The 12899-nt window shown below is 67.4% G+C and carries 13 protein-coding genes and 1 pseudogene; 9 read left to right on the top strand and 5 right to left on the bottom strand.

Annotated elements, in window-relative coordinates; translation table 11 throughout:
- Position 1: 1 nt before the first annotated feature.
- The 3 genes from F7D01_RS01625 to F7D01_RS01615 form a co-directional block, all read right to left on the bottom strand.
- Positions 2 to 1084, bottom strand: a complete 1083-nt coding sequence (locus F7D01_RS01625; protein WP_215228542.1) for a branched-chain amino acid aminotransferase — start codon at positions 1082 to 1084, stop codon at positions 2 to 4.
- A gap of 119 nt (positions 1085 to 1203) precedes the next feature.
- The gene (locus tag F7D01_RS01620) at positions 1204 to 1701 is read right to left on the bottom strand and encodes a hypothetical protein (protein WP_215228541.1); all 498 of its coding nucleotides are present in this window, start codon (positions 1699 to 1701) and stop codon (positions 1204 to 1206) included.
- 87 nt (positions 1702 to 1788) lie between these two features.
- Positions 1789 to 2316, bottom strand: coding sequence for a TetR/AcrR family transcriptional regulator (locus tag F7D01_RS01615; RefSeq protein ID WP_251566978.1), 528 nt, complete (start codon positions 2314 to 2316; stop codon positions 1789 to 1791).
- A 118-nt stretch (positions 2317 to 2434) separates the two neighbouring features.
- Here F7D01_RS01615 and F7D01_RS01610 point away from each other — a divergent pair, with 118 nt between their 5' ends.
- Positions 2435 to 3322, top strand: coding sequence for an SDR family oxidoreductase (locus tag F7D01_RS01610; protein ID WP_215228539.1), 888 nt, complete (start codon positions 2435 to 2437; stop codon positions 3320 to 3322).
- 372 nt (positions 3323 to 3694) lie between these two features.
- Here F7D01_RS01610 and F7D01_RS01605 read toward each other — a convergent pair whose 3' ends face one another.
- The gene (locus tag F7D01_RS01605) at positions 3695 to 4255 is read right to left on the bottom strand and encodes a hypothetical protein (RefSeq protein ID WP_215228538.1); all 561 of its coding nucleotides are present in this window, start codon (positions 4253 to 4255) and stop codon (positions 3695 to 3697) included.
- A gap of 34 nt (positions 4256 to 4289) precedes the next feature.
- Here F7D01_RS01605 and F7D01_RS01600 point away from each other — a divergent pair, with 34 nt between their 5' ends.
- The 6 genes and pseudogenes from F7D01_RS01600 to F7D01_RS01575 all read left to right on the top strand — a co-directional run bounded on the left by F7D01_RS01600 (position 4290) and on the right by F7D01_RS01575 (position 8815).
- Positions 4290 to 5054, top strand: coding sequence for a TlyA family RNA methyltransferase (locus F7D01_RS01600; RefSeq protein WP_215228537.1), 765 nt, complete (start codon positions 4290 to 4292; stop codon positions 5052 to 5054).
- Between the two features lie 87 nt (positions 5055 to 5141).
- Entirely contained in the window at positions 5142 to 5696 is a 555-nt protein-coding gene (locus tag F7D01_RS01595; protein ID WP_215228536.1) for a TspO/MBR family protein, read from the top strand.
- Between the two features lie 38 nt (positions 5697 to 5734).
- Positions 5735 to 5983 (top strand): accessory factor UbiK family protein, encoded by a 249-nt coding sequence (locus F7D01_RS01590; RefSeq protein ID WP_215228535.1) that lies wholly within the window; start codon positions 5735 to 5737, stop codon positions 5981 to 5983.
- 24 nt (positions 5984 to 6007) lie between these two features.
- A pseudogene (locus F7D01_RS01585) lies at positions 6008 to 6606 on the top strand (DNA repair protein RecO).
- A 2-nt stretch (positions 6607 to 6608) separates the two neighbouring features.
- On the top strand, positions 6609 to 7673 hold the full coding sequence (gene leuB / locus F7D01_RS01580; protein WP_215228534.1) for a 3-isopropylmalate dehydrogenase: 1065 nt from the start codon (positions 6609 to 6611) through the stop codon (positions 7671 to 7673).
- 53 nt (positions 7674 to 7726) lie between these two features.
- Entirely contained in the window at positions 7727 to 8815 is a 1089-nt protein-coding gene (locus tag F7D01_RS01575) for a glycosyltransferase family 2 protein (protein WP_215228533.1), read from the top strand.
- A gap of 31 nt (positions 8816 to 8846) precedes the next feature.
- Here F7D01_RS01575 and F7D01_RS01570 read toward each other — a convergent pair whose 3' ends face one another.
- Entirely contained in the window at positions 8847 to 10130 is a 1284-nt protein-coding gene (locus F7D01_RS01570; RefSeq protein ID WP_215228532.1) for a phospholipid carrier-dependent glycosyltransferase, read from the bottom strand.
- Positions 10131 to 10246: 116 nt separating this feature from the next.
- Here F7D01_RS01570 and F7D01_RS01565 point away from each other — a divergent pair, with 116 nt between their 5' ends.
- On the top strand, positions 10247 to 11452 hold the full coding sequence (locus F7D01_RS01565; RefSeq protein WP_215228531.1) for a PLP-dependent aspartate aminotransferase family protein: 1206 nt from the start codon (positions 10247 to 10249) through the stop codon (positions 11450 to 11452).
- Positions 11453 to 11512: 60 nt separating this feature from the next.
- On the top strand, positions 11513 to 12784 hold the full coding sequence (locus F7D01_RS01560) for a Glu/Leu/Phe/Val dehydrogenase (RefSeq protein WP_215228530.1): 1272 nt from the start codon (positions 11513 to 11515) through the stop codon (positions 12782 to 12784).
- The last annotated feature ends 115 nt before the right edge of the window (positions 12785 to 12899 follow it).

Here is a 12899-nt window from a genome sequence, read left to right as displayed (position 1 = left end):
CCTAGAGCCGCGTCACCCAGCCATGGGTGTCGTCGACCGCGCCCTTCTGGATGCCGACCAGCCGCTCGCGCAGCTTCGTGGTTAGCTGACCCGGACCGCCGCTGCCGATGGTGAACTCGCCGTCCGGCTGCGCGACCGTGCCCACGGCGGTGACGACCGCCGCGGTGCCGCAGGCCATGGTCTCGACCAGCTTCCCGCTCTCGGCATCGGCGCGCCACTGGTCCAGCGAATAGGGCTCCTCGCGCACGGTCAGCCCTTCTTCGCGCAGCAGCGTCAGCAGGCTGTCGCGAGTGATGCCGGGCAGGATCGTACCGGTCAGCGGGGGTGTCACCACGCTGCCGTCGTCAAACACGAAGAACAGGTTCATGCCGCCCAGTTCCTCGATCCACTTGCGCTCCACCGCGTCTAGGAACACGACCTGGTCGCAGCCTTTCTCGATCGCCTCGGCCTGCGGAACCAGCGAGGCGGCATAATTTCCGCCGGTCTTCGCCGCCCCGGTGCCGCCGGGCGCGGCGCGGACATAATCCTGGCTGACCCAGATTTTCACCGCCGGCGCGCCGGACTTGAAATAATTGCCCGCCGGGCTGGCGATGACGAGATATTTGTACTTCTTCGCCGGACGCACGCCGAGGAAGGCCTCGTCCGCGAACATGAAGGGCCTCAGATAGAGCGAGCCGCCCGGCACGGTCGGCACCCAGGCGCGGTCGACCTCCACCAGCCGCCGCAGCGATTCGAGGAACAGCTCCTCGGGCAGTTCGGGCATGGCGAGCCGCCGTGCGCTGTCCCGGAACCGGCGCGCATTCGCCTCTGGCCGGAACAGCGCGAGGCTATCGTCCGCCTGCTTGTACGCCTTCAGCCCTTCGAAGATCTCCTGCGCATAATGCAGAACCGCCGCCGCGGGATCGAGGCTGAGCGGTTCGCGCGGTGCGATGCGGGCCGAATGCCAACCACGCCCATCGTTGGCGTCGTATTCGATGATCGCCATGTGATCGGTAAAGACGCTGCCGAAGCCCGGATCGGCGATCGCCTGGTCGCGGGTTTCGCCCGGTACCGGCGCGGGGTGGGGAATGTGCTCGAAATCCATGGCGGCGGAGTAATCCGCGAGGGGGGCGGGGGCAAGAGGAGAGGTTGCAGGTGGCCCTTGCCGCGCATCGTCCAACAGGATGGAACGCGAAACGCGCGTTTGAAAAGTGTGACTTTCGCTCATCCCGTCGCCCATTCGTCGGCATGGCGGGTGCGGGCGAGCAGCGCGAAAAGCGCGGAATTGTCGGGCTTGCGCCGCACCCCGGCATAGCGCCCGGCGTGCAGGATTACCTTCCACACACCGGTATCGACGCGCCATTCGAGCTGCCTGAGTGTGACTTTCGGCGAGGGGCGCAGGGCGGCACGCGCCGCGTCCAGTGCGGCGAGCAGCTGTTCCTGACCGCGCCTGGTCCCGGTGCGCGCCAGCGCCGCGTCCCACGCCGCGACGAAACCTTCCGATCCGGCACGCGTGCGCAGGCGGTACGCGCTCTCGCGCGCCATCGAAACGCACCGCGCGGCCTGCGCGACCGAGCGCGTTTCCGCCAGATGCCCAATGAACTCCGCCTGCCGCAGCGGCGTCCAGCCGTCGGCCCGCAGGCGCACCGGCACGGCATGAAAGGGCGGAATGGCGATCGCCGGCGAGCGATCGCGCGGCGGCAGGGTGAAATAGCGCTTCATCCGCCAAGTTGAGGCAGATTTCGGCGGAGTAGGAAAGCGAATAGCCCACCAACCTGTCGCCTTGGGCGGGAACGTCGGAGCCGACTCTTACAGAACGCTCTTCAAGGCTCTCTCGGCCAGATCGAGACGCTCCGCCAGCGACGGTTGGTCATCTTCCAGCCAAGCAAGCGTCGCGTGGGCGAAGGAAGCCATACCAGCACGGGCGGCCAGTACGGCGGGCAGCTCGGAAACACCGCGTTGCCGCAAGGCCGAAGCAAGCCCGTCGGACAACGCTTCCAGCTTGGACAGCTCGCGTTCGTGGAGGGCCGGTGTCGCGGAGATGACCTTTTGCCGGGGCTGCGAAAAAGGGCGGTTGTCTTCCAATAGCGGCGTCACCGCTCGGAAGGCCCTGAAGAGCGTGTCGAGCGGCCCCAGCTCGGCTGGCGCGTCGGCGATCGAACTGGTCAGCGCTTTCACCAGCACCGCCTGGCCATCGAACAGCACCTCGCGCTTATCGAGAAAGTGACGAAAGAACGTGCGCTCCGTCACTCCGGCCCGGTCGGCGATTTCGGCTGCGGTGGTGCGGTCGTAGCCGCGCTCCAGAAACAGCTCCACCGCTGCCTGTTGCAGGCGCACGCGCGCATTCGATGTCGATTTCGCCATATCCCTCCTTGTCAGTGACTGACATCGAACCTATGTCAGTCACTGACGGTGGTCATAGCCCCATGCCGCCTCGAACAGCAAGGAGGTTGCAATGCGTGTATTCCTGACAGGTGCGAATGGCTGGATCGGCTCGGTCGTCGCGCGCGAGCTGATGGCGGCCGGTCACTCGGTCGTCGGTCTGGTCCGGTCGGAGGAAAAAGGTGCGGCGCTTCTTGCTGCGGGGGGCACGGTAGTGGTCGGCGGACTGGGCGACCTGGACGTTCTTCGTCGGGGCGCTGCGGATGCGGACGGAATCATCCATACCGCCTTTGGTCTCGACATCTCACGGATCGGCGAGTTGGCGGCCGAGGACAGCGCCGCGATCGAAACGTTCGGCGAGGTGTTCGCCGGATCGACACGGCCGATCGTCGTTACCGATGGCTTCCTGCACCTCACGGGCGAGAAGGCGTTGGAAACCGACCGGCCGGAGGTGATGCCGGCCTTTCCGCGCGCATCCCAGCAGACCGCCTTTGCGCTGGCCGATCGCGGCATCCATGCGAACGTTGTGCGCAACCCGCGCTCCGTTCACGGCCAAGGCGAAACGCATGGCTTCGTGCCCATGCTCGCAGGCATTGCTCGCGAGAAGGGCTTCTCGGCCTATGTCGGTGATGGCGCGAACCTGTGGCCGGCGGTTCACCGTCTGGACGCCGCACGCGTCTACCGGCTAGCCCTGGAACGCGGTGCCCGCGGCGAGGCCTACCATGCGGTTGCCGAGGAGGGCGTGCCTTACCGCGAGATCGCAGAAGCGATCGGACGCCAGCTCGGCCTGCCGACCAGGTCGCTGACACCCGAAGAGGCGGAGGCGCATTTCGGACCCCTTGCCACCTGGGTTGCCAATAACGGCCCCGCTTCCAACGCGTGGACGAAGAAGGTGCTGGGCTGGTCGCCCGAGCAGCTCGGGATCGTCGCCGACATCGAGCGACCGGATTACTCTTGCTAGCGGCTCGCCGGTAGCGAAAATGAGAAGGCCAGCCTCCGCGCCCGGCTCGATGCCCTGGGGGAGACTGGCCTTCGCATGGTCAGCGGCCAGGAAGTGCCGCTCACGGTGCCTCTATCGAAGGAATCCTACCGATAGTGCTCCGTGCGGAAACTTGCCGACCTCTCTGCTGAACCATGAGACATCGGATCACCTCCTTTCGCGCTGTAGAGCCATAACCCGCCGTATCACCGGGGGTTGAAATCGTCGTTCGCCGCCGATCTCATCCCCTTTGTGATTCGTGCGGCCTGCGAAAACAAGGCTTGAATAAAAGTTTTCCGACGTCAGAATTGATCGAATGCGGTGCGCGCGTTTGCGCGCGCCTCGCGACTCTCCTTACCGACAGTCCTCGATCACCCGGCTCACCTCCGCCCAGGCGGGGAGATAGAGCGTGGGCAATCCCGCAACCTCGATCGCGAAGCGCCCCTTGCTGAAGGCCATCGCATCCAGCAGCGGGTCGCGCGCGTTGAGCGTCGCCGCGACACGACCTGTGCCGGCAATGGGCTGGGCCTGCACCACGCGGTCGGCGGTTTCGGTGCGCACCTGCATGGGAACCGCTGCACCGGCGCTGCCCGCGCGGACCAGCGCGATCGATCCGGCCGTGCGGTCGCACTCGATGGCGAATTGCCCGGTCCCGCCGCGCGCGCCGAATACGGCATAGGGCTTCCTGCCGTCCGGGGCGTAGCGCCAGTCGCCCGGCGTCTGGGGCGCGTCCATCCAGTTGTCGAAGCTGGGCGTGGGCACCGTCACGGTGACCGGGGGCGGGGGAGGCGGGGGCATGGGGGTCTGCTCCACCCGCTGCGGCGTGGGCGCGCAGGCGGCGAGCCCGATCGTCAGCGCGATCCCGGGGGCGAGGCGCAGGGCGATGGAGCGGATCGGCGTTCGGTTGCTTTGCATGGGGATGTAATGCGCGCTAACCGCGATGGGGTCCATGGCGAAGAAGATCCGTATCGACCAGTTGCTCGTTTCCCGCGGTCTGGCGGAAAGCCGCACCCGTGCGCAGGCGCTGGTGATGGCAGGGCTGGTGTTCTCCAACGAAAGCAAGCTGGCGAAGCCGGGCCACCAGCTGCCCGAGGACGCGCCGCTGGAAGTGCGCGGGCGCGACCATCCCTGGGTCTCGCGCGGGGGAATCAAGCTGGCGCACGCGATCGAGCATTTCGGGCTCGATCCCGCAGGCGCGGTGGCGATGGATATCGGCAGCTCCACCGGCGGGTTTACCGACGTGCTGCTGCAGCAGGGCGCGGCCCATGTCTTCGCGGTCGATTCGGGCACCAACCAGCTCGCGTGGAAGCTGCGGCAGGACGAGCGCGTGACGGTGCTGGAACAGACCAGCGCGCGTATTCTGACCACAGAGCAGATCGACCGGCCCTGCGACTGGGTGGTCTGCGATGCGAGCTTCATCGGCCTCGCCAAGGTGCTGGAGCGCCCGCTGGAGCTGGCCGCGCCCCGATGCCGCCTCGTCGCGCTGATCAAGCCGCAGTTCGAGGTCGGGCGCGAGGAGGTGGGCAAGGGCGGAGTGGTGCGCGACCCGGCCCTGCACGCGCGCGTCTGCGCCGAGGTGTGCGCCTGGCTGGCGGATCGCGGCTGGACGGTTGACGGGGTGGTCGAGAGCCCCATCACCGGGCCGGAGGGCAATGTCGAATTCCTGGTCGCGGCGCGCCGCGGGCATGGTGCAGGCGAAAGCGGCGGGGAATAGTGCGTCTGCCGGTTGCGCGCGCGTGCGCCGCAATCTAGGTGCTGGTGCGAATAGGTCGCATGAATGCCCCTTTATCGAGGAGGTTCAATGTCGCGTCTGGCCTCGCGCGGGCAACTGCGCGCCAGCTTCATCCGCTGGGCCCTGTTGTGCATTCCCGCAGTCGTCCTGCTCGGCCTGCTGTCGGGGGCCGCGTCGGGCAATGGCGATGGCAACCCGTGGTTCGCCTCGCTCGATAAGCCGGCGCTCTATCCCCCGCCGATCCTCTTTCCCATCGCCTGGACCGTCCTCTACGTCCTGATGGGGCTGGCGCTGGCGTTGGTGTGCAATGCATGGGGCGCGCGGGGTCGGACCGCGGCGATCTTCGCCTTCGTGGTGCAGTTCGCGCTCAATCTCGCGTGGAGCCCGCTGTTCTTCGCCGCGCACCAGATCACCGCGGCGCTGATCCTGATCGTCGCGATGGGGATCGCGATCGTCGCGACCATGGTGCTGTTCTGGCGGGTGCGGCGGGCGGCCGCCGTGCTGCTGGTGCCCTATCTCGCCTGGGTGTGCTTCGCCAGCGTGCTCAACTACCAGATCCTGGCTCTCAATCCGCAGGCCGACGGTGCATCGTCCAGCGGGGCGGCGCAGCGGATCGCGATCTGATCTTGCCAATTCCGCCCGCGCGCCACATCTAGGCCGGTATGCAGAGCCAGAACCCCATGATCGCCGATTTCGTTAAGCTCGTGAACGGTGCCGCGGGCACCTTCGCCGGGATGACCCGCGAGGCGCGCGAGAGCGCGCGGGAGCGGGTCAAGGAAACGCTCGGCGGGCTCGACTTCGTCAGCCGCGAGGAGTTCGAGGCGGTCAAGGCCATGGCCGCCAAGGCGCGCGAGGATAGCGAGGCGCTGGCCGCCCGCGTGACCGCGCTCGAGGCCAAGCACAAGCTCTGACCGGCCGGCCGGGACGATGATCCCGTGCAGCTGAGGGCACCCGCCATCGTGCTGGCGACGCGCTCGCATGGCGAGACCGCCGCATCGCGCGGCTGTTCACCGAGGAGGCTGGCGTCGTGGCGGCCTATGTCGCGGGCGCGCGCGGCCGCCGGATGCGGCCCGTCGTGCTGCCGGGCAATATGGTGGAGGCAGACCTTCGCGCCCGGTCCGACAGCCAGCTCCCCTTCGCCAAACTCGAACTCACCCAGTCGCGCGGACCCTGGCTGAGCGAACCCTTGCCCGCCGCGGCGATCGGCTGGGTCACCGCGCTCACCGCCGCGACCCTGCCCGAACGCAATGCCTATCCCGCGCTGCACAGCGCCCTTTCGGCTCTGCTCGACGCCATCTGCGCCGCACCTTCCGCCCGGGGCTGGGCACCCGCGCTGGTAGCTTACGAAGCGCTGCTGCTGCGCGAGCTCGGCTATGGGGGCACGCGGCCCGCGGCGAGCACGCTAGCCGAGGTATTGGCGGCGATGGAAAAACTGGCCGAACCGCTCGCCCGCCATCTGCTAGCCGACCGGGCGAGCGACACGATGGCCGCGCGCGAGCGGCTGGTGGCGCGCCTCGCAAGAATGGACGGGTAGCGATGAAGATAGCGGTGTTCGGAGGCGACGGGATCGGTCCCGAAGTGACGCGGCAGGCGGTGCGCGTGCTGGAGACGCTCGATCTGCCCTGCCTGACCCTGTTCGAAGGCGATGTCGGCGCGGTCGCCTATCGCCGCCACGGCCATCCTCTGCCCGAAGAAACCCTCGCCATGGCGCGCGAAGCGGACGCAGTGCTGTTCGGCGCGGTCGGCGATCCCGCCTGCGACGACCTGCCACGCGAGCATCGGCCCGAACAGGCGATCCTGGGCCTGCGCAGCGAACTCGGCCTGTTCGCCAATCTGCGCCCCGCGACGACCTTTGCCGGGCTGGAGGACATGAGCGGCCTGCGGCCCGAAATCGCGCGCGAGATCGACATGCTGATCGTGCGCGAGCTCAATGGCGACGTCTATTTCGGGGAGAAGGGCACGCATACCCGCACCGACGGACAGCGCGAGGGGTGGGACCGGATGTCCTATGCCGAGGGGGAGGTGCGGCGGATCGCGCATGTCGCCTTCGCCGCGGCGCGCGGGCGATCGGGCCGCCTGACCAGCGTGGACAAGGCCAATGTCCTCGAAACCAGCCAGCTTTGGCGCGACGTGGTGTGCGAGGTCGCTGCCGATTACCCCGATGTCGAGCTCGATCATCTCTATGTCGACAACGCCGCGATGCAGATGGTTCGCGCGCCCGGCCAGTTCGACACGATCGTGACGGGCAATCTGTTCGGCGACATCCTGTCCGATCAGGCGAGCATGTGCGTGGGCTCGATCGGGTTGCTGCCCAGCGCCAGCCTGGGCGAACGCCGCACCGCGCACGGCACTTTCGGACTTTACGAGCCGATCCACGGCAGCGCGCCCGACATTGCCGGGCAGGGCCGGGCAAACCCGCTCGCCGCGATCCTTTCCGCCGCCATGCTGCTGCGTCACTCGCTGGGCCGCGAAGACGATGCGCGGAGCGTGGAGAGAGCGGTCTCCGACACGCTGGCGGATGGGCTGCGCGGCTTCGATCTGGGCGGAGACGCATCGACCGAACGGCTGGGGGATGCGGTGGTCGGACGCCTCGCTGGTTGACCCACGTCAACTGGCGATTGCCAGTAACCTGCGCTGACCCTAAAGGCGCGCGCGTGATCGAACTCGCCATCATTTTGCCGACGCTGAACGAGCGCGGCAATCTCGCCCCCCTGCTCGACCGGCTTCACGAGACTCTCGGCGATATCGCCTGGGAAGCGATCGTGGTCGACGACGACAGCCCGGATGGCACCGCCGAGGAGGCGCGGCGGCTGAGCCGGACCGACCCGCGCATGCGCGCGGTGCAGCGGATCGGCCGCCGGGGCCTCGCCTCCGCCGTGATCGAGGGGGCCTGTGCCACCGCCGCGCCTTACATCGCGGTGATGGACGCCGACCATCAGCACGACCCGGCGCTGATCCCCGAAATGCTCGCCCATGTCCGCGGCGGGGAATACGAGGTCGCCGTCGCCTCGCGCTTCGTCGAAGGCGGCAGCGCGGCGGGCCTGTCCAGCGCCCGGCGCGAGAAGGGGTCGGACCTCGCCAATCGCCTGGCGCGCAAGATGACCGGCGTCGAACTGGCCGATCCGATGAGCGGGTTCTTCGTGATCGAGGCGGCGAAGGTTCGCGAGCTCGCCCCCAATCTGTCCGGCATCGGGTTCAAGATCCTGCTCGACATCCTCGCCGCGGCACCGGTCGCCCTGAAGGTCAAGGAAGTGCCGATGCAGTTCGCCTGCCGCCGCGAGGGCGAAAGCAAGCTGGACCGAGCGGTGGCGTTCGAGTTCCTGATCGGGCTCTACGACCGTGCTTTCGGTCGCTTCGTTCCCACCCGCTTCGCCCTGTTCGGGACCGTCGGGGCGCTGGGCGTGGCGGTTCACCTGACCGTGCTGACGCTGCTGTTCCGGTTCGCGGGCGAAGGCTTTGCACTTGCGACCACGATCGCGACCTTCATCGCGATGTCGTTCAACTTCTGGCTCAACAACTGGCTCACCTATCGCGATAAGCGGCTGGCGGGGGTGAGCGCCTTCGTGCGGGGGTGGGCCGGGTTCATCGTCACCTGCCTGGTCGGCGCGATGGCCAATGTCGCCATCGCCACGCTGTTGCAGGCGCGCGGGTTTCACTGGGTGCTCGCCGCGTTGGCGGGGATCGTGATCGGTTCGGTCTGGAACTACGCGCTGTCGAGCCGCTTCGTCTGGGGCAAGTTCTAGGCGGTGGCCGTCTATCGTTGAAAGTACCCGATCACTTCCATTCCTTGAACCAGGCGTAATCCGTGAACGCGTTCTTTTTGTGGAGCGGTGCGGCGCTCAGGATCGGGTAGAACCACGCGAACAGGCCGATGCTTGCGGCCATCGCCAGCAGCACCGCGCCCTGCGCCCAGCGCCGCCGCAGGTTCCATAGCGCGTCGAGCGCCAGCGCCAGCGCGGCGAGCAGGAAGCAGCTCGGCAGGAAATAGTGGTAGTAGAACTGGATCGGCTTGGCCGCGACGATCCAGGTGCCGATGGCGACGGCATAGAGCACGAACACCGCCAGCGCGTCCGCCCGCTTGCGGAAAAAGCCGGCCCAGGCGCACCAGAGCACTGCCGGCAGTCCGGCGAGCATGGTAAAGGGATTGCCGATCAGCATCACTCCGCGCTGCGCCCCGTCGATCTTCTCGTACAGATACCAGATCGCGCGCGAATCGGTGACCCACTGGTACCACTGGCTCTGGTAGGGATGCGGCTTGCGTACGCTTTCCTGCAGCTCAACCATCCATTTCTGCACTTCGAACAAATTGCCGTGCGTGAAGGGGCCGCCCGCGAACCACAGCGCCGGGATGAAGGTCGCCGCATAGACCGCAAGCGGTAGCAGGCCCAGCCACACGCCCGCTTCTATCAGGGAGACGCCGGGCACGGGTCCCCCCTCGCGCGCGAACAGCAGCCGGTGGCGCGCCGTCCAGCCCCGCCAGACCAGGAAGGTGAGCCCCGGCAGCGCGACGAGCGGCCCCGCGTTCCACTTGCAGGCGAGGGCGGCGCCCATGGCTATCCCGGTAAGGACAAGGTGCGTGCGCCCGCGCTGCGGATGGCGCAGCGCAGCGGCGAACTGCCAGGTCGCCAATGCGACGAAACCGACCATGAACATGTCGAGCATGGCGATGCGCGCCTGCACGAACAGGATGAAGCCGGTCGCCAGCAGCAGGGCGAACATGACGGTCGCCGCCCGGCGCAGGCTCGCCAGCCAGAGCGCGCGGCTGAAGGCGAACAGCGTCAGACTGGCGGCGACCAGCGGGCCGATGCGCCAGGCCAATGGACGGTCGCCGAACAAAGCGAGCAGGCCGACCAGGATTTCCTTCGCCAACGGCGGATGCTCGGCGTTCTTCCATGCGGTCCCTGCCAGCATCTGGCGCGCGGCCGGAATGTAGTGGACCTCGTCGAAATACAGCTTCGCCGGGAATTCGAGCCGGATGGCGCACAGTCCGGCGAAAGCGAGCGTTAGCAGGACGAGGATGATCAGCGGGTCGCGCGCGCCGAAACGGGGCTGGTTCATCGCCGCACGATTATGGGCAGAGCGGCCCGACCACAACAGCTTTCTGGCGCTTTGAAGACGCGAGGCGCTTCATGGCCACCGTTGCCAGCGACGGGCGCGTTCCGTAAGCGGGCCGCATGAAGAAAGACACCGGCACCGACCGTTCCATCACGCAGAACTGGCGCCCCGCCACGCAGGCCCTGCGGGGCGGCACCTGGCGGTCCGATCATGGCGAGACGAGCGAGGCGATCTTCCTCACCTCGGGCTATACCTACGACGATGCGGCGACCCCCGCGGCGCGTTTCGCGGGCGAGGAACCGGGAATGACCTATTCCCGGTTGCAGAACCCGACAGTCGCGATGCTGGAGGAGCGGATCGCGCTGATGGAAGGTGCCGAGGCGTGCCGGGCGCAGGCAAGCGGGATGGCGGCGATGACCGCCGCACTGCTGGCGAGCCTGTCGGCGGGCGATCACTGCGTCGCTGCGCGCGCCGCCTTCGGGTCATGCCGCTGGCTGGTCGACCAACTCCTGCCGCGCTTCGGGATCGAGACGACGGTGGTCGACAGCGCGGACAACGACGCCTGGCAGGCGGCGATCCGGGACAACACGAAGGTGTTCTTCTTCGAAACGCCGGCCAATCCGACGCTCGACGTGGTCGATCTGGAGCATGTCTGCGGCGTCGCGAAGGCACATGGCGTCACCACCATCGTCGACAACGCCTTCGCCACCAGCGTGCTGCAAAAACCGATGGAGTTCGGGGCCGACGTCGTCGCCTATTCCGCGACCAAGCTGATGGACGGGCAGGGCCGCGTGCTCGCCGGTGCGGTGTGCGGGACGAAGGAGTGGATCGACGAGGTGCTGCTGCCGTTCCAGCGCAACACCGGGCCCAACCTGTCGCCGTTCAATGCCTGGGTCGTGCTGAAGGGCCTCGAAACGCTGGAACTGCGCGCCATGAAGCAGAGCGAGAACGCGGTCGCGCTCGGCCGGATGATCGAACCCAGGGTCAAGCGGATGCTCCATCCCGGCCTTGCCAGCCATCCGCGTCACGACCTCGCGATGAAGCAGATGCGCGCGACTGGCCCGATCTTCAGCTTCGAGGTCGAGGGGCGCGAGCAGGCCCATGCGATCCTCGATGCGCTGCAACTGGTCGATATCTCCAACAATATCGGCGATGCGCGCAGCCTGATGTGCCACCCCGCCAGCACCACCCACGCCGCCATGAGCGAGGACGAGCGGCAGACGATGGGCATTCCCCAGGGGCTGCTGCGGGTGAATGTCGGGCTGGAGGATATCGAGGACCTGAAGGAAGATCTCGACCGCGCATTGTCCGCAGCGGGGCTTTAGGCCGGAACGAAGCGCCGGTTTCGGCCATTCTTCGGGCAAAACAGACCGGAGAATTCCAACATGGGTGATATGTTGAGCGCCGCGCGCGAGCGGATGCATCGCGCCGCGAAGGCGCTGGACCTGCAGGACGAACTGATCGAGCGGCTCTGCTATCCGCGCGAGACCTTGGCCGCCTCGATCCCGCTGCGCCGCGACGACGGCACGCTGATGCAGCTGAAGGCGTGGCGCTGCCGCTACGATTCCACGCTCGGCCCGACGAAGGGCGGCATCCGCTTCCATCACACGGTGAGCGAGGACGAGGTCTCGACCCTCGCTTTCTTGATGACGATGAAATGCGCGCTGATGGATCTGCCCTTCGGCGGGGGCAAGGGCGGGGTGAAGGTCGATGCGACCCAGCTTTCCACGATGGAGCGCGAGCGGCTGGCGCGGCGTTATGTGCGCGCCTTCGCCCGCATCCTGTCGCCCGACCGCGACATTCCCGCTCCCGACGTCGCCACCGGCGAACGCGAGATGGCGTGGATGGTGAGCGAATATTCCGACCTCGTGGGCCGGATCGAGCCGCATGCCTTTACCGGCAAGCCGGTCTCGCTGGGCGGCATCGTCGGGCGTACCCCGGCGACCGGGCGCGGCGGGATGATCGCGCTGGAAGCCATGCGCGAGAAGCTGGGGCTGGGCGGCAACCAGTCGCTGACCATCGCCCTGCAAGGCTACGGCAATGCAGGCAGCTGGTTCGCGAAGGCCGCGCGCGAGGCCGGGCACAGGATCGTCGCCGTATCCGATTCGTCCGGTCTGGTGCGCGCCAAGGGCGGGTTGCCGATCGACCGACTCTCGCAGGTGAAGGAGGAGAAGGGCGAAGTCTCCGCTCTCACCGGGGAGGGTATCTCCTCGCTCAAGGACGGCGCGAAGATAGTGGAGCAGGAATGCGACGTGCTGGTGCTGGCCGCGCTCGGCGGAGTGATTGCCGGCCCCGAGGACGTGGAGAAATTGGGCTGCAAGGCCATCGTGGAGATTGCGAACCGCCCGATTCTGCCGGCCGCCGACGACGCCTTGCGCCAGGCGGGTATCGAGGTCGTGCCCGACATCCTCGCCAATGGCGGCGGCGTGGTGGTGAGCCATGCCGAATGGGTACAGGGTCGCCAAGGGCGGCCATGGAAAGAGCACGAGGTCGAGACCTATCTGGAAGATCATATCAGCGACGCCGCCGACCGCGTGCGGCGCCTGATGGATTCGCACGGTCTCGATATGCGTACCGCCGCCCATGGCTGCGCGCTGCAGCGTCTATGCGCCGGGATTTCCGCCAGCGGCCTGGCGAAAGATTACGCTGACGGGTGACTCGAGGCGTCGACACGGCCGTGCAGATTGGCAACAGCTTTCCGATAATTTCACCGCGGGTTCGGTCGCGGCGCGAAAAAGTGCGCGTTGGACCTTGCCGTGACAGACAGAAGGA

Source organism: Erythrobacter sp. 3-20A1M (genome assembly GCF_018636735.1).
In the GTDB taxonomy this organism is placed as follows: Bacteria; Pseudomonadota; Alphaproteobacteria; order Sphingomonadales; family Sphingomonadaceae; genus Alteriqipengyuania.
The sequence above is the reverse complement of the archived record's forward strand: the minus strand, read 5'-3'. Positions and strand labels throughout refer to the sequence as shown.